Genomic DNA, 16,749 nt, shown 5'->3' with positions numbered 1-16,749 from the left:
GCCCGGACGCTCCCCGCCACTGGCGGAGACGGATCGCAGTTCTCCGATAATCTCTTGTTTTTACACGATTATTTATGCTGCCACCAAAGCGCGGAACAAGCCGCGAACGACCTTCGGAAGCAAGCCTGCGACATCTTCAAGACAAGTATGAATCGAAAAACCCGGCCGTCATACGGCCGGGTTCAAACATGTCACAAATGTGTAGATTAAGCGGCGAGCGCCTTCACGCGCTGGGCCAGACGCGACACCTTGCGGGAAGCGGTGTTGCCGTGCAGGACACCCTTCGTGGCGGCGCGCTGGATTTCAGGCTGCGCGGCGCGCAGGGCTTCCGTCGCCGTTGCGAGATCGCCGGTTGCGATGGCTTCCTCGACCTTGCGGATGAAGCCGCGGACGCGCGAGCGACGTGCCTTGTTGATGGCGGTGCGGCGGGCGATCTTGCGGGTCGCCTTTTTCGCGGAAGTGGTATTGGCCATTTATGCCTCTCTCGAAATCGAACCTATCTCCGCGATCGCCGCGCCGGCCTTCGACAGCCTGTCATGACAGCAAACGGGAGCAACCGGAAAACCCGCGGGGCTTTCCTAAACCGTGGGCGGTCCTATAACGGGAAAGCGGCACGGCGTCAACGCGCAATTTCGCCCGGCATGCAACATTCCCGATTCCCCGCCTCCCCCCGATGGCCCGGGATCATGTCTGGCAGGCGGCGCAATGGAAGGTCGAGCGGCCGGCCTGCACCATGCGCAGAACGGTGGCGCCGCAGCCGGGCGTCGGGCAGGCCGCGCCGGCGCGATCGTAGACGGAAAAGGAGTGCTGGAAATAGCCGAGCGATCCGTCCGTGCGGATATGGTCCTTCAGCGAGGAGCCGCCGGCGGCGATGGCATCGGCGATCACCGCGCGGATCGCGTCCGTCAGGCGCTCCAGCTCGCCGCTCGGCCCTCCCGCCGGCGTCACCAGGCTGCCCGCTTTGCGCGCGGGCGAAAGCTGCGCGCGCCACAGCGCCTCGCACACATAGATATTGCCGAGCCCGGCGATCACCTTCTGGTCGAGCAGCGCGCTCTTCAGCGGCTGCGCCCGGCCGGCGAAGCGCGCGGCCAGATAGGCGGCGTCCAGGCTGTTGCCGGTCGGCTCCGGCCCGAGCCCCAGGAAGGGCGGATAGGCATCGCGGCCGCCCGGCGCGATCAGGTCGACAAAGCCGAAACGCCGCGGGTCGTTGTAAAGGACCCGCACCGGCCCCGCCGGGCCGCGCAGGTGGAAAACCACATGGTCGTGCCTTGTGTCCTTGGAGCGCGGGTGGTGGAAGTCGCCGGGCGTCTCGGTCCCCTCGCCGGCCTCGACGCGAAACGAGCCCGACATGCCGAGATGCGCGACGATCGTCGCACCGTCGTCCAGCTCGATCAGGAGATACTTGGCGCGCCGTCCGAGCGACAGGATACGGCGCCCTTGCGCGCGTTCGGCAAGGCCCGGCGGAAAGGGGAAGCGCAGATCGGAACGGTTGAGCTGAAGCCGTTCGATGACGGCGCCCTCCATGACCGGGGCAAGTCCCCGGCGCACCGTTTCGACCTCTGGCAATTCCGGCATGGCGCTTTATCTTCCTGTTTCAACGGTCGGGCGCTTGAGCTATAGAACTTGACCTAATTGGTCGCAACCCGCGGCATGGCGCCGGTTCTTCGCCTGCTATATGGTGCGCCGCAGTTCGAGTTTAAAGCAGGGAGTTTCATGATGGCCGACAGCCGCACCACCGCCGATGGCGGTATGGCGACCTCCTACGGGTTCCGCGAGGTGAACGAGGGAGAAAAGCAGGGTCTCGTGAACGATGTGTTCCACAAGGTCGCGAAGCGCTACGACATCATGAACGACGTGATGTCGGCCGGCCTGCACCGCGCCTGGAAGGACGCCATGATCGCGGCGCTCAACCCGCGCAAGGAGCCGGGCTACACGGTGCTGGACGTTGCCGGCGGCACGGGCGACATCGCCTTCCGCATCGTCGAGGCCTCGAACCGGCAGGCCCATGCGACGGTGCTCGACATCAACGGCTCCATGCTCGGCGTCGGCGAGGAGCGCGCCCGCAGGAAGGGGCTTGCCGACAATCTGACCTTCGTCGAGGCCAATGCCGAAGAGCTGCCCTTCGAGGACGGCTCGTTCGACGCCTATACGATCGCCTTCGGCATCCGCAACGTGCCGCATATCGACGTGGCGCTTTCGGAGGCCCATCGGGTGCTGAAGCGCGGCGGCCGGCTCTTGGTGCTGGAGTTTTCCGAAGTGGAGATGCCCCTGCTCGACCGGTTCTACGATGCCTGGTCGTTCCACGCCATTCCGCGCTTCGGCAAGATGATCACCGGCGATGCCGAGCCCTACCAGTATCTGGTGGAATCGATCCGCAAATTCCCCAATCAGGAGGATTTCGCGACGATGATCCGCGACGCCGGCTTCTCGCGGGTCAGTTACACGAACTATACCGGCGGCATCGCCGCGCTGCATTCCGGCTGGAAGCTGTGATGGCTCGCATCGAGGCTTTTTCAGGTGATCGCGCATGCGGGGCCGCTTCACGCCTTCGCTGGAATCGCTTCCGCACGGAAGGGCGCCGATGAGCCTTTTCAACGCCTATTACCAACTCGTCCGCGTCGGCTGGGTGCTGATGCGCGAGGGTGTGATCGCCGCCCTCCCCGAAGAGGGGATGCCCCCCCTTGCGATCGCGGCCAGAAAGGCGACCTCGCTTCTGGCCCGCAACCGCGCACGCGACGCCGACCGCAGCGACCGGCTGGCGAGCGCCGTGGAACGGCTCGGCCCGTCCTACGTGAAGATGGGGCAATTTCTCGCCACGCGTCCGGACGTGGTGGGCAAGGACTTCGCCGACGACCTCGCCAAGCTTCAGGACCGCATGGCCTTCTTTCCGCAAAAGGCTGCGGAAAAGGCCATAGAGGGTTCGCTCGGACGCCCGGTTTCACAACTCTACAGCCGCTTCGACGCGCCGATCGCCGCTGCCTCCATCGCCCAGGTCCATCCGGCGGAAGTGGCGACGGCGTCGGGGCCCCGCCGGGTGGCCGTGAAGGTCATCCGCCCCGGGGTGCGCCAGCGCTTCACGCAGGATCTGGAGGCCATGTATCTCGTGGCCCGGATGCAGGAGCGCTTCCTCCCCTCCCACCGGCGCCTGCGCCCGGTCGAGGTCACGAGAACGCTCGAGCAGACGACCCGCATCGAGATGGACCTGCGCCTCGAGGCCGCCGCCCTTTCCGAAATCGCCGACAACACGAAAAACGATCCGGGCTTCCGCGTGCCGAAGGTGGACTGGGAGCGCACCGGCCGCGACGTCGTGACGATGGAGTGGATCGACGGGATCAAGATGTCGGACGTCGAGGCGCTTCGAGCCTCCGGCCACGACCTCGACAGGCTCGCCGACACGCTGATCCAGTCCTTCCTGCGGCACACGCTGCGCGACGGCTTCTTCCATGCCGACATGCACCCCGGCAATCTGTTCGTCGACGCGCACGGCATGATCGTCGCAGTCGACATGGGCATCGTCGGGCGGCTCGATCCGAAACAGCGCCGCTTCCTCGCCGAAATCCTCTACGGCTTCATCGCCCGCGACTACATGCGCGTGGCGGAAGTGCATTTCGAAGCCGGCTACGTGCCCGCCCATCACGATATCGCAAGCTTCGCGCAGGCAATCCGCGCCATCGGCGAACCGATCCACGGCCAGCCGGCGGAAACCATCTCGATGGGCAAGCTGCTGACCTTGCTCTTCGAGGTGACGGAGCTTTTCGACATGGAAACCCGGCCCGAACTGGTGAACCTCCAGAAGACGATGGTCGTGGTCGAGGGCGTGGCGCGCATCCTCAATCCGCAGTTCAACATGTGGAAGGCGTCCGAGCCGGTGGTCGGGGGCTGGATTCGCCAGAACCTCGGCCCCGGCCGTATCGTCAACGACGTGCGCGAGGGGCTGAAGGCGGCGCGGCGGCTGGCGGAAGCGGCGCCCGAGATCGCGGCCCGGGCGGAAAAGCTCAATCACGACATCGCCGGCATGGTGGACAAGGGCCTGCGCTTCGACCCGGAAACGGCCGAGGCCATCGGGCGCGCCGAGGCGCGGCACAGCCGGTCGGGCCGTCTGGCGCTCTGGGTGATCGCCGCGTCGCTCGTCTACATCGCCGTGCAGTTCACCTGATCGGGAAACGGGAGGGGACCATGACACTTTCCGGCAAGCGCATCCTTCTCATCATCTCCGGCGGCATCGCCGCCTACAAGAGCCTCGACCTGATCCGCCGGCTGCGCGAGCGCGGCGCGACCGTCACGCCGGTGATGACGAAGGCGGCGCAGGAATTCGTGACGCCGCTTGCGGTCGGCGCGCTGTCGGCGACCCATGTCTTCCTCGATCTCTTTTCCCGCACGGACGAGCAGGATGTCGGCCATATCCGCCTTGCCCGCGGGCACGACCTGATCGTCGTGGCGCCGGCGACCGCCGACCTGATGGCGAAGCGCGCCAACGGGCTGGCCGACGACCTGGCCTCGGCCATCCTGCTCGCCACGGACCGCCCGGTGCTGATGGCCCCGGCGATGAACCCGGCCATGTGGTCGAACCCGGCCACGCAGCGCAACCTCAGGACATTGACCGCAGACGGCGTCCGCTTCATCGGGCCGATGGCCGGCGAGATGGCCGAGGCGGGCGAACAGGGCATCGGCCGCATGGCCGAGCCGCTGGACATCGTCGCGTCGGCGCAAGCGCTTCTCGACGACACGCCCCGGCCGCTTGCGGGCAAGCGGGCCATCGTCACCTCCGGCCCGACGCACGAGCCCATCGACCCGGTGCGCTACATCGCCAATCGCTCGTCGGGCCGGCAGGGCCACGCGATCGCGGCAGCACTTGCCGCACTCGGCGCCGATGTGACGCTGGTGTCCGGCCCCGTCTCGATCCCCGATCCGGCCGGCGTGAAGGTCATCCATGTGGAGCGGGCGGCGGAGATGCTGGAAGCGGTTCTGGGTGCGCTTCCCGCCGATCTCGCGGTCATGGTGGCGGCGGTCGCCGATTGGCGCGTGGCGGCGGAATCGGCCCGCAAGATCAAGAAGAAGCCGGGCGACAAGGCGCCGACCCTCGCCATGACGGAAAATCCCGACATCCTGAAGACCGTGGGCCACCATGCCGCCCGCCCGAAACTGATCATCGGCTTCGCCGCCGAGACGCACGATATTCTCGCCAACGCCCGGACGAAGCTCGATGCGAAGGGCGCGGATTTCATCGTCGCCAACGACGTTTCGCCGGAAACCGGCATCATGGGCGGCACGCGCAACAGCGTGAAGATCGTCTCCCGCGACGGGATCGACGAATGGCCGGAGATGGACAAGGAGGCGGTGGCCGCAAGGCTCGCCGCCTTTGCCGCGGAGCGGCTGGCGCCATAGAGCATCTCCGCATGTCCGGACGCACAACCGCGTCCCCCTTTGCTGGAAATGCTCCGGGGTCAGCCCGCCTTGCGCATCCTCGCCGCCCAGCCGGTCGCGGGTTCGAACAGGGCGACATCCAGGCCGCGCTCGTTGAGGATGACCGTCGAGCCGTCGGGAATTTCCACCCAGGCGTCCTTCTCGTCGTCGAGCGGCTCGGACACAAGGCAATGCCCGGAGCCGCCGCAGACCGGCGCGGCATACAATGTCGGCGCCCGCGCATCGGTGGCATAACGCACGGCAAAGAGGTTCTTTCCGTCCGAAAAGGCGGCGGTGAAGCGCAGCAGCGCATGGCCCAGAATCTCGTTGGACAGGTCCTCGACGAAGCCGGCCGCCTTGGCCATCGCCTCCAGCGGCTTGTCGTCGAGACCGAATTGCAGGGCGAGCAGGAACAGCAATTCGGAATCGGTGGTGCCGGTGCGGAAACCGAACAGCACATCGGACAGCTCGGCTTCCAGCCGGCGGCGCAGATGCGCGAAACCGGAAATCTGGCCATTGTGCATGAAGGACCAGTTGCCGACGACGAAGGGATGGCAATTGTCGCGGCGCGTCGAACCGTGGGTGGCGGCCCGGACATGGGCGAGGAAAAGGCCGGAACGGATCTGGCTGGCAAGGCTTCGCAGATTGCAATCCGCCCAGGCGGGCAGAACGTCACGATAACGCCCCGGCTCCGGCCTTTCGCCATACCACGCGAGGCCGAAACCGTCACCATTGGTGGCCGTATGTGCCATCGTGGCACAATGGGACTGGACAATCAGCGAATGGGCGGGCGAAGACACGAGTTCCTCGATGAAAACAGGCGCCCCGCGATAGGCAGCCCAGCGGCACATTCTGAACACTCCGGCTTTGTTGACGTCGACGCCAGTTTCCATCCGTGTAAGTTAATGCAAACTGAACGAACGGAAATCTTGCACGATTCCGGGCCGCCCGCCGTTCACACTTTTGCAATGCCGGTATCCTCAAGTGAACGGCTCCTCCCCCGGCCCGGCCGGACGCCCCGCGCGTCGCGATCGTGCTACAATAAAGTTCGATGCCAACGGAGAAGTGCCCATTGTTTCCGAGACGCCTGTCGCTTGCCGGGATAACCGGAGCCTCCCTTTTTCTCGCCGCCTCCCTCACCCCCAGCCTTCTGCCGCGCACGGCACTGATGCAGGGCGCCCTTTCGGGATTGTGCCTTGCGGTCGGCTATGGCGCCGGCACGGCGGTCGCCGCACTCGGCCGCCTTCTCGAACTGCCGGACCTGCCGCGCCGGCCGGGCCGCTGGATCGCCCTTGCCGCCAGCCTGTTCGGCATCGCCATGCTGTTCCTGGCCGAAGGCTGGCAGAAGGAACTGCGCGGATTGATGGCGATGCAGTCGATCGAGCCTTTCGGCATCCTCAAGGTCTCGGGAATCGCACTGGCCATCTTCTTCGCCCTGCTCGGCCTTGCCCGCTCGATCCTTCTTGTGATCCGCACCGTCACCTCCAGCATTCATCACCGCGTGCCGCGGCGGGCGGCCACGCTTGCCGGGCTTCTCGCAACAGCGCTGCTGATGGCCGGGATCATCGACGGCGTCGTGCTGCGCTACGCGTTGCGCGCCGTCGACGGCTCCTACCAGCGCCTCGACGCCCTGATCGATGCCGACCTCGCCGCACCCGCCTCGCCGTTGCGCGCCGGCGGCCCCGGTTCGCTGATCGATTTCGACACGTTGGGCCGTCAGGGCCGCTCCTATGTCTCAACCGGACCGACCCTTGAGGAAATGGAGCGGTTTTCCGACAAGCCCGCCCTCACCCCCGTTCGCATCTATGCCGGGCTGAACACAGCGGAAACGGTGGAGGAACGGGCGGCACTCGCGCTGGAGGACCTGAAACGGGCCGGCGGCTTCGAGCGCAAGGTCCTGCTTCTCATCACCCCGACCGGCACCGGCTGGGTGGATCAGGCCGCAATCGATTCCATCGAGTTCCTGCACAATGGCGATATTGCCAGCGTGGCGCTTCAATATTCCTATCTCAGCAGCTTTCTCGCACTGGCCGTCGAACCGGGCTACGGCCAGGAAAGCGCCCGCGCGCTTTTCAACGCCGTCTACGGCCACTGGAAGACGCTGCCGCGCGACAGCCGCCCGCTGCTCTATCTCTTCGGCCTCAGCCTCGGCGCGATGAATTCCGATCTTTCCGCCGATTTCCTGGATATCGCCGGCGACCCGTTCCAGGGGGCGCTATGGAGCGGCCCGCCCTTCAACAGCCGCCTCTGGCAGATGGCGACGGCCGAGCGCGAGAGGGACACGCCCGTCTGGCTGCCGCGCTACCGCGACGGCGCGGCCATCCGCTTCACCAGCCAGACCAACGCGCTCGACCTGACGGGACGCGGCCCGCAGGACGGGTGGGGGCCGATCAGGATCGTCTATCTGCAATATGCAAGCGACGCCGTCACCTTTTTCGAACCTGCCAGCTTTTACCGCCCGCCAGCGATCCTTGAGGCGCCGCGCGCGCCGGACGTCTCGCCGTCCGTGCGCTGGTTTCCGGCCGTCACCTTCCTGCAAATGGGATTCGACATGCTGATCGCCAATCAGGCGCCGAACGGCTACGGACATTCCTACGCGCCGGAACACTATCTCGATGCCTGGGTGGCGGTGACGGGAACGGGCGCCTATGACGAGGCCGGCCTTCACCGGCTGCGCCAGCATTTCGTCGATGCCGACCCGTAATATCACGCCTTGACGGCGTGATACTCCTTGATCGCCACCATCCTGACGGCCGGATAGCGCTCCGATTCATAGCGTAGCGAGAATGCATCCTGCGACAGGTAGACCGGATCGCCGTCAAGATCGCGGGCGATGTCACCGCGATGGCTGTTCATGAACGTGTCGAGGTCGCCCGCCTGATCGGCCGAAATCCAGCGGCAAACGGAAAAGCGCGACATTTCGAAGGACACGGGCAGGCCGTATTCGGCCATCAGGCGCTCCTTCAAAACGTCGAGCTGGAGCGCGCCGACGACGCCGACGATGGCCGGCGAGCCGTCTTCCGGCGAGAAGAGCTGCACGACGCCCTCCTCCGCCATCTGCTGGAGCGCTTCCTTCAGCTTCTTCGCCTTCATGGCATCCTCGAGCCGCACGCGGCGCAGGATTTCCGGCGCGAAGTTCGGCACGCCCTGAAAGACGATCGCCTCGCCCTCCGTCAGCGTATCGCCGATCCTGAGCGTGCCGTGGTTGGGAATGCCGACGACATCGCCCGCATAGGCCGTATCCGCGAGCTGGCGCTGCGAGGCGAAGAAAAACTGCGGCGCGGTGAGGCCGATCTGCTTGCCGGTGCGGGCCAGCCGCGCCTTCATGCCGCGTTGCAGCTTGCCGGAGCAGATGCGCGCAAAGGCGATGCGGTCGCGGTGGTTCGGGTCCATGTTCGCCTGGATCTTGAAGACGAAGGCGGTCATGGAATCTTCCGAGGCATGCACGGTGCGGGTATCGGCCACCTGGTCGCGCGGCGGCGGCGCGAAGGCGCCCAGCGCATCGATGAGATCGCGAACGCCGAAGTTCCTGAGCGCCGAGCCGAAGAAGACCGGCGTCATGTGGCCTTCCAGGAACGCTTCCCGGTCGAAGGGACGGCAGGCTTCGATGGCAAGTTCCAGCTCGTCGACGAAGACCTGCCGTTCGTTTTCCGGCAGGTGGGCGGCGACGGCCCGCGGACCGTCAACCTTTTCGGCCTCGACCTGCGTATCCGCGCCGCGGAACGTGCCGTCGGCGAGATTGTAAGCGCCGCAGAAGGTCTTGGAGCGGCCGACCGGCCAGGTGACGGGCGCGGTGTCGAGCGCCAGCTTTTCCTCCACCTCGTCGAGAATCTCGAAGGGATCGCGGCTTTCACGGTCCATCTTGTTGATGAAGGTGATGATCGGGATATCGCGCATGCGGCAGACTTCGAACAGCTTCAGCGTGCGCGGCTCGATGCCCTTGGCAGCGTCGATGACCATGATGGCGGCGTCCACCGCCGTCAGCGTGCGGTAGGTGTCGTCCGCGAAGTCCTCGTGACCGGGCGTGTCGAGAATGTTGAAGACGTTGCCGCCGTATTCGAAGGTCATGACCGAGGTCACGACCGAGATGCCGCGCTCGCGCTCGATCTTCATCCAGTCCGAGCGGGTCTGGATGCGGTCCTTCTTCGCCTTCACTTCGCCGGCAAGCTGGATGGCGCCGCCGAACAGCAGCAGTTTTTCGGTCAGCGTGGTCTTGCCGGCGTCCGGGTGCGCGATGATCGCGAAAGTGCGGCGGCGGGAGACCGCTTCGGAAAGGGTTTCGGCCATTCTCTGAATCCTGTGGAATTGCCGCGTATCTAGCGGGTATGCCCCCCCTTTGCAATTGACCCCGGCCCGCAAAAGACAAACATATCGCCCATGACCCTTCACGATCCCGCACGCCCGACCCTGAAACTTCTTCGCCTGCCGCACGGCGAAGGACTGGACCTGCCCTCCTACGAGACGGCGGGCGCCGCCGGCATGGACCTGCGCGCGGCCGTGGCGGAAGGCGAGCCGCTGACGCTGGCGCCCGGCCGGCGGGCGCTGGTTCCCACCGGCTTTGTCATGGAAATTCCCGGCGGCTTCGAGGCGCAGATCCGTCCGCGCTCCGGCCTTGCCTTCAAGAACGGAATCACCTGCCTGAACACGCCCGGAACAGTCGACAGCGATTATCGCGGCGAGGTGAAGGTGCTGCTCGTCAATCTGGGCGAGGCGGATTTCGTCATCGAGCGCGGCATGCGCATCGCCCAGATGGTCATCGCGCCGGTCACGCAGATCACTGTTGCCGAAGTGACGGAAACCTCCGGCACCGGCCGCGGCGCGGGCGGCTTCGGCTCGACCGGCGTCTGAGGCCGGCGCCTCTCAGAGCAGGCCAGCCAGCATCGTCCTGTTATGCCCGGCGGCGCGTCCGGCAGCCGCCGCGTTCTGCGCCTCCTCGATCACCGCCGCCACATCCGCATTGGATGCGGACTGGGCGATGCCAAGCGTCGCCGACACCCTGATCGTCAATCCGGCGGCCGGCAACAGGGTGGCGGCAATCGCCATGCGGATGCGCTCGCCGACCGTGTGGGCCTCCTCCTCCACCGTTTCCGGCAGGAAGATGAGAAAGCCGCCGCGGCAGCGCCGGCTGATCATGTCCGTTTCGCGCACCTTGCCCATGATCAGCGCGGAGACGTGACGGGTGACGTCGTCCGCCGCCCGAGGCCCGAAGATTTCGGCAATGGCCACGTGATGATCGATGCCGACGAAAATCACCGAGAAGACCCGATCCGGATCGAGAAAATGCAGGTGCGGCCTGTTGACCGCATCCGTCAACCGCCGCCTTTCGCTCCCGCCGGTGCCCGACCGCGACGAAACGGCCGGAGACGGCTCCCTGCGCCGTTGGTCGTCCTTGAAATCGAACAGGATGCGGACGAACGCCACCAGCAGCAGCAGGGACGCCGCGACATTGACGAAACGGAACAGATTCGCGGGGAGACCGGCCGCATCACCCTTCGCAAGGAAGGTGCCGGCACCGCCGAGTTCCACCCAAAGGACGACAAGGGCCAGCGCCGTCGCCCCGCCCCATTTTCCGGCCTCGCCGACTTTCTCCCACAGCAGCATCAGCGGCAGGAACACGATCAGCAGATTGTGAAAACCGAACGCCGGCCCGAACCCTATGGCCAGAACGAGGCAATAGGCCGACGCGAACACCACCGCCGGCACGGCGGTTGCCGCCAGGGGATGGTGATCCGGCGCATGGATCGCGACCATACAGGCGATGGCTATGACGAGAATGACTGCAACCGACAGGAGCGCCCAGCCCGGCTCGCCGGCCAAGGCAAGCAGCAGCGCATGCAGCACCAGCACCGGAACGGACACGATCAGCCCCCGGACGAACGCGTTCCGGAATGCCAGCCGGGCCTCGGGCCGGTGCGAGGCGGCGCCCGGCGAATAGATGTGCCGAAAAGTCAATCCATTGTCCGCAGCTTGGGGCTTCCCTTCCCGGACAGATCGCTTCTTCCATGCGGACGATCGGGAACGGAACGGATTTCCGAAGAAGTCCGCAAGCCGTTGCAATCGCCTCATGCGATGAACTCCCTGACCCTTCATGCACTTCGCGCCCTCGCCGGCACCAGGAAGACGGCGGCACGGCTTTCGCGCAAAGCGCCCGTCACTATAGCGCGAACGCCGGACCGCGGCCAGCCGGACGAAAGCCGCACCGCGGGCGCCCACGCTCGCCCGGGTTGAAAAGACATTCTCCTTCCGGGTCGACGAAAGTCGCATCCTGCCGGGGTCGATATTGCCGGTCTCCGCGGCCGCGTCCGGCAATGGCAGGATCGCCTCCGGCAGGACTTTCGTCATCGGATCGGCCCCGGGCAAGGCGGGTATTGCCCCGGCTTTCGCAGTCGCCGCGGGCACGAACCGTCGCCCGGCTCCTGTCTGGCGGCCATCAAGGCCGGCCGACGCACGAAAAACGGGGGGCAGCTTCGTCATGGCCCACTTCGCCGGAGGCTGTCTTTCGGCAGCTCTTTCCGCGCATCCGCGGGGACGATCCCTGCCACCGCGATCCTCTCCCGACCGGTTCGTTCATCCTGATTCTCACACCGTTTTCAAATACCTCGCACAGGATTGTGATTTCGCGACATCTGAAGTAGCGTGTCGGCGCGTTTGTACGACGCGTATTCTGTCGCGGGAGCGCACATGCCAAAAAAGATCGGCCATTTTCGAAAATTTCCCGCCTTCAAGGCCGCTCGTGGAGAATTGACCCGCCGGCAGGAAGCGGCCAGCTATCTCTATTCCCTGGGCATCTTCGCCATCGCCCTTGCGCTCCGATTCTGGCTGGAACCGGTTCTTCCGCCCGGCATTCCGTTCCTGACATTCTTTCCCGCGGTCGTCATTGCCGGCTTCCTGTTCGGCGTGCGGGCCGGCATGGTCGTCGCCGTCCTGTCCGGCATTTCCGCATGGTACTTCTTCGTCGCCCCCGGCGAACCGTTTTTCGCCAAGGGCACCCTGACGGCGATGGCGCTCTATATCATCGTGGTTGCAACGGATCTCTTCCTGCTCAGCGTGATGATGAGCGCCTACCGGGCGGATCTGCAAGCGCGCCGCGACCTCGAGCGCATGGCCGACGAACGGGAAATCCTGATGAACGAGCTGGACCACCGGCTCAAGAACGTCTTCGCCACGATGAACGCGGTCATCACGCTGTCGCAACGCCATGCCTCTACCTCCGGCGAGCTTGCCAATAAGCTGAAGGAGCGGCTCAATTCGATGGCACGGTCCAGCCTGCTGCTGCGCCAGCCGGGCCACAGCGGCCCGACGACGCTGAGCGCCGTGGTCCGGCAGGCGATCTCTCCCTTCTGCGCCGGCGACACGAACCGCTTCAAGCTGGCCGGACCGTCGATCGCCGCCGCCGGGCAGACGTCCGTCGTCCTGAGCCTCATCCTGCACGAGCTGGGAACGAACGCGGCCAAGTACGGCGCGCTTTCAACCAGCCGGGGACAGGTGGAGATCAGCTGGAAGGAAGTGCTGCTTTCCGATGCGCCCGGCGAACCGCGGCTGGAAATGGTCTGGCGCGAAACCCGGGGGCCCGCGCCGCCCTCCGAAGAACCGGAACGCAAGGGCTTCGGCTCGACGCTGATTTCCCGCGTCATCGCCATGCTGGACGGCGAAGCCCGCATCGAGTTTCCCGCAAGCGGCGCGTGCGTCACCATGACGATCCCCATGCGGGCCATCGCCAAGCCGCTGGAAGAAAGCGAGGAAGCCGGTTTCTGACCGGTTTCACCCCGCCAAACAGCTCCATCTCATTGTTCTTGCGTATTGCCGATCGCAAAAGGCAGGCCCGCATTCCTGCCGGAAACGCTACGGCGTTGCACCGCCCGAGCGCAGGACAAAGGCGGGCGGCAGGAGACCGGACGCAACGGTCAGGCCGCCGCCGACAGCCGGTCGCCGGGTATCCGGTAGGAAATCGCCTCGGCGAGATGAAGCCGCCCGACCCGCTCGCTGCCATCCAGATCCGCCAGCGTGCGCGCCACCTTCAGGATGCGATGGTAGCCGCGCGCCGAGAACTTCAGCTTCTCCGCCGCGTCGCTCAACAATTGCATTCCGCCGGCATCCGCCTCCGCCAGCCTTTCGATCAGCGCGGCAGGGCAGCGGGCATTGGTTGTCACCCCGCCGAAGCCCGCTTCCGCGAACCGCCGTCTCTGGCGTTCCCGCGCCGCCGCGACGCGTCTCGCCACGCTTTCGCTCGCCTCCGACGCCGCCGGCTTGATCAGGTCGAGCGCCGTCACCGCCGGCACGTCGATGCGGATATCGATGCGGTCGAGCAGCGGGCCCGACACGCGCGACTGGTAATCGGCCACGCAGCGCGGGCCGCGCGCGCAGGTATGGCCCGGCTCGCCCGCCATGCCGCAGCGGCAGGGGTTCATCGCAGCCACGAGCTGGATATGGGCGGGATAGGAGACGCGATGATTGGCGCGCGCAACGACGCAGGCGCCGGTTTCGAGCGGTTGCCGCAGGGCATCGAGCGCCTGCGGCGAGAATTCCGGCAATTCGTCGAGGAACAGCACGCCATGATGCGCCAGCGACGCCTCGCCCGGCCTGGCACGGGCGCCACCGCCGGTCAGCGCGGCCATCGTGGCCGAATGGTGGGGTGTGCGGAACGGACGCCTGTCGGTCAGCCGTCCATCGGCCAGTTCACCCGCGACGGAGTGTATCATCGACACTTCGAGCAGTTCGGCCGGCGACAGCGGCGGCAGGATGGACGGAAGGCGCGCGGCCAGCATGGACTTGCCGGCACCGGGCGGCCCCACCATCAGCAGGTTGTGCCCGCCGGCAGCGGCCACCTCGAGCGCCCGGCGGGCACTTTCCTGCCCCTTGATATCCGCAAGGTCGGGCAAGGCGCCCTGAACGCCGCGGATCGCCGGCTGGGGACGCGACAACAATTGCTGGCCCTTGAAATGATTGGCGAGCGCGATCAAGCTGCGCGGCGCCAGAATATCCATTCCCTCCCCGGCCCAGGCCGCTTCCGGGCCGCTGGCGGCGGGGCAGATCAGCCCCTTGCCGGCGGCATTGGCGGCAATCGCCGCGGGCAAGGCCCCGGCAATGGGCGCCAGCGTCCCGTCGAGGTTCAGCTCGCCCGCCACCACATAGGCTTCGAGCGCCTGTTCGGGCACGGCACCCAGAGCCGCCATCAGGCCGAGCGCGATCGGCAGGTCGAAATGGGATCCCTCCTTGGGCAGGTCGGCAGGCGCCAGATTGACGGTGATCCGCTTGGGTGGCAACGCAAGACCTGTGGCATGAAGCGCTGCCTGAACGCGCTCCCGGCTTTCCGCCACCGCCTTGTCGGGCAGGCCAACGATCTGCATGCCGACCTTGCCCGGAGCGACCATGACCTGCACCTCGACGGGAACGCCGTCGATACCCTGAAATGCAACCGTCGAGACGCGCGCCACCATGCAGAAATCCCCAGTAACCCTCTGCCGAAGGCGAGGGTCAGCCCCTCCTTCGGCTTTTCGGTTGCAATCTGGCACGATTTCTGGAATAGAACAAGAACAATATAGGAACAATCTCCCGCATCCAGTGCATAAAGGTTGCGAAAGGTTGTGGCGCCGGAACAAATTGCGGCAACCGGGCACACGCGGGGCGTGCCGGACGGGCGATCAGGCCCGCTTGCGCTCGATGGCGTCCCAAAGCAGCGCGGCGATGTCGGTGCCGTCGAAGCGGCGCACTTCGCGAAGGCCGGTCGGCGAGGTGACGTTGATCTCCGTCATGTAGTCACCGATCACGTCGATACCGACGAGGAGGAAGCCGCGCGCCTTGAGCGACGGCCCGATCCGGTCGCAGATTTCCTTCTCGCGCGCTGTAAGCACGGTCTTTTCCGGGCGACCACCGACATGCATGTTGGACCGGCTGTCGTGCTCGGCGGGAACGCGATTGATCGCCCCGACAGGCTCTCCGTCCACGAGAAGAATGCGCTTGTCGCCCTTGCGCACCGCCGGAAGGTAGGCCTGGGCGATGAAGGGCTCGCGGAACATCTGGGCGAACATCTCGAGCAGCGAGGCGAAGTTGCGGTCGTCGCGGGAGGTGTGGAAGACGCCGGCGCCGCCATTGCCGTAGAGCGGCTTCAGGATGATATCGCCCATTTCGGCGCGGAAGGCGGCGATTTCAGCCGGGTCGCGCGTGATCAGCGTCGGCGGCATCAGGTCCGCGAACTCGGTGACGAAGATCTTCTCGGGGGAATTGCGCACCCAGGCCGGATCGTTGACCACGAGCGTCTGCGGATGGATGCGCTCCAGAAGATGGGTCGAGGTGATATAGGCCATGTCGAAGGGCGGGTCCTGGCGCAGCAGCACCACGTCCATCGTGGCGAGGTCCACCCGCTCCGGCACGCCCAGCGTGTAATGATCGCCCTCGACGTCGCGCAGTTCCATCGGCTCGACGGTGGCGTAGACCTTGCCGTCGCGCAGGCTCAGGCGGTCCGGCGTATAGTGAAACAGCCTGTAGCCCCGCGCCTGAGCCTCCAGACTCATGGCGAATGTGGAATCACCCGCGATACTGATGGTCGAGACATGGTCCATCTGGACCGCGACATTCCTGATCTTCGCCATAACAATCCTCTTCAGGGCAATTCCCGGAAGCCGTAAGGGCCTTTCAGCGGGCATTGCGCAAACACACGGATGGACAGCCTCCTTTTCGGCTCGGAAAAGGAGGCTGTCCAGCCATAAAGTTCCGTTTATTTAAGACGGGAAACGAGCGAGCGCAACGCGGACGCGCGACGGCGTCAGGCCGCCAGCCCGGCCTGCGGCTCCTTGCCCTTGAGGGCGCGCTTCAGTTTCATCGCGGTGACGAGAAGACCGGGGAAAGGCCGGCGCACGAACGCCACCTTGCGCAGATAGTCGTCGATCCGCCAGGTCGCCCAGGTTCCGGCCTTGAAATAGGCGATGTCGCCGGCCTGGAGAACGCGCTCGCTGCCGTCCTCGGCCGTGATATGGACTTCGCCCGCGAGGATGACGACCGTCTCGTCCCAGCCGAAATGCCAGCGGAACGTGCCAGCCGTGCAATCCCACAGCGCGGTCACGGAGGCATCGTCGTCCCCCTTCGAGTGAACCGATTCGCGCGCGTGCGGTGTGCCCTCGACGATCCACGACGGCTCGATCGGCGCGTCGTGCATCGGCATGAACCCGTCGCGGGCGGCCACGAATGCCGGGTCCGACAGCGTCGTGTCGCCCTCCGCCGCGGTGCGGCGCTTCGCCATCAAGGCCAGCGCACCGGCCAGAAGCAGTTTCAAGGCCATGATTTCCCCCACAGCGTCGTTCTACCTTGGCCTTCTCCATAGCCGATGAAAGTAAGGGCATGGTTCAGCCG

14 protein-coding genes are annotated in these 16,749 nt (G+C 65.9%); 6 read left to right on the top strand and 8 right to left on the bottom strand.

Annotation, left to right across the window (positions count from 1 at the left end; genetic code table 11):
* Window positions 1–206: 206 nt before the first annotated feature.
* Both rpsT and mutM read right to left on the bottom strand, forming a co-directional pair.
* Window positions 207–473 (bottom strand): 30S ribosomal protein S20, encoded by a 267-nt coding sequence (gene rpsT, locus NOF55_RS01375; RefSeq protein ID WP_306409521.1) that lies wholly within the window; start codon window positions 471–473, stop codon window positions 207–209.
* Window positions 474–684: 211 nt separating this feature from the next.
* On the bottom strand, window positions 685–1,575 hold the full coding sequence (mutM, locus tag NOF55_RS01370) for a bifunctional DNA-formamidopyrimidine glycosylase/DNA-(apurinic or apyrimidinic site) lyase (RefSeq protein ID WP_306409520.1): 891 nt from the start codon (window positions 1,573–1,575) through the stop codon (window positions 685–687).
* 141 nt (window positions 1,576–1,716) lie between these two features.
* Here mutM and ubiE point away from each other — a divergent pair, with 141 nt between their 5' ends.
* From ubiE to coaBC, 3 genes are all read left to right on the top strand, one after another.
* Window positions 1,717–2,493 (top strand): bifunctional demethylmenaquinone methyltransferase/2-methoxy-6-polyprenyl-1,4-benzoquinol methylase UbiE, encoded by a 777-nt coding sequence (gene ubiE / locus NOF55_RS01365; protein ID WP_306410165.1) that lies wholly within the window; start codon window positions 1,717–1,719, stop codon window positions 2,491–2,493.
* A gap of 88 nt (window positions 2,494–2,581) precedes the next feature.
* Window positions 2,582–4,156 (top strand): 2-polyprenylphenol 6-hydroxylase, encoded by a 1,575-nt coding sequence (gene ubiB / locus NOF55_RS01360; RefSeq protein ID WP_306409519.1) that lies wholly within the window; start codon window positions 2,582–2,584, stop codon window positions 4,154–4,156.
* A gap of 20 nt (window positions 4,157–4,176) precedes the next feature.
* On the top strand, window positions 4,177–5,385 hold the full coding sequence (gene coaBC, locus NOF55_RS01355) for a bifunctional phosphopantothenoylcysteine decarboxylase/phosphopantothenate--cysteine ligase CoaBC (protein ID WP_306409518.1): 1,209 nt from the start codon (window positions 4,177–4,179) through the stop codon (window positions 5,383–5,385).
* A 59-nt stretch (window positions 5,386–5,444) separates the two neighbouring features.
* Here the strand turns inward: coaBC and NOF55_RS01350 are convergent, their stop codons facing one another.
* Window positions 5,445–6,254, bottom strand: coding sequence for a class II glutamine amidotransferase (locus tag NOF55_RS01350; protein WP_306409517.1), 810 nt, complete (start codon window positions 6,252–6,254; stop codon window positions 5,445–5,447).
* A 221-nt stretch (window positions 6,255–6,475) separates the two neighbouring features.
* Here NOF55_RS01350 and NOF55_RS01345 point away from each other — a divergent pair, with 221 nt between their 5' ends.
* Entirely contained in the window at window positions 6,476–8,107 is a 1,632-nt protein-coding gene (locus NOF55_RS01345; RefSeq protein WP_306409516.1) for an alpha/beta hydrolase, read from the top strand.
* Window positions 8,108–8,109: 2 nt separating this feature from the next.
* On the opposite strand, the gene NOF55_RS01340 is transcribed toward NOF55_RS01345, so the two are convergent.
* The gene (locus NOF55_RS01340; RefSeq protein ID WP_306409515.1) at window positions 8,110–9,690 is read right to left on the bottom strand and encodes a peptide chain release factor 3; all 1,581 of its coding nucleotides are present in this window, start codon (window positions 9,688–9,690) and stop codon (window positions 8,110–8,112) included.
* 90 nt (window positions 9,691–9,780) lie between these two features.
* Here NOF55_RS01340 and dut point away from each other — a divergent pair, with 90 nt between their 5' ends.
* Complete coding sequence (gene dut, locus NOF55_RS01335) at window positions 9,781–10,251, top strand: dUTP diphosphatase (protein WP_306409514.1); 471 nt, start codon at window positions 9,781–9,783, stop codon at window positions 10,249–10,251.
* Between the two features lie 12 nt (window positions 10,252–10,263).
* On the opposite strand, the gene NOF55_RS01330 is transcribed toward dut, so the two are convergent.
* Window positions 10,264–11,355, bottom strand: coding sequence for a GGDEF domain-containing protein (locus NOF55_RS01330; protein ID WP_306409513.1), 1,092 nt, complete (start codon window positions 11,353–11,355; stop codon window positions 10,264–10,266).
* A 729-nt stretch (window positions 11,356–12,084) separates the two neighbouring features.
* Between NOF55_RS01330 and NOF55_RS01325 the strand changes: the two genes are divergently transcribed.
* The gene (locus NOF55_RS01325; RefSeq protein ID WP_306409512.1) at window positions 12,085–13,158 is read left to right on the top strand and encodes a sensor histidine kinase; all 1,074 of its coding nucleotides are present in this window, start codon (window positions 12,085–12,087) and stop codon (window positions 13,156–13,158) included.
* A gap of 149 nt (window positions 13,159–13,307) precedes the next feature.
* On the opposite strand, the gene NOF55_RS01320 is transcribed toward NOF55_RS01325, so the two are convergent.
* From NOF55_RS01320 to NOF55_RS01310, 3 genes are all read right to left on the bottom strand, one after another.
* Complete coding sequence (locus NOF55_RS01320; RefSeq protein WP_306409511.1) at window positions 13,308–14,840, bottom strand: YifB family Mg chelatase-like AAA ATPase; 1,533 nt, start codon at window positions 14,838–14,840, stop codon at window positions 13,308–13,310.
* Between the two features lie 204 nt (window positions 14,841–15,044).
* Complete coding sequence (gene gshB, locus NOF55_RS01315; RefSeq protein WP_306409510.1) at window positions 15,045–15,992, bottom strand: glutathione synthase; 948 nt, start codon at window positions 15,990–15,992, stop codon at window positions 15,045–15,047.
* Between the two features lie 173 nt (window positions 15,993–16,165).
* A complete protein-coding gene (locus tag NOF55_RS01310; protein ID WP_306409509.1) occupies window positions 16,166–16,678 on the bottom strand; it encodes a cupin domain-containing protein in 513 nt (170 codons plus the stop codon).
* Between the last annotated feature and the right edge of the window lie 71 nt (window positions 16,679–16,749).

This window comes from Ectorhizobium quercum, from assembly GCF_026552795.1.
GTDB lineage: Bacteria > Pseudomonadota > Alphaproteobacteria > Rhizobiales > Rhizobiaceae > Ectorhizobium > Ectorhizobium quercum.
This window is presented reverse-complemented; position numbering and strand designations above follow the sequence as displayed.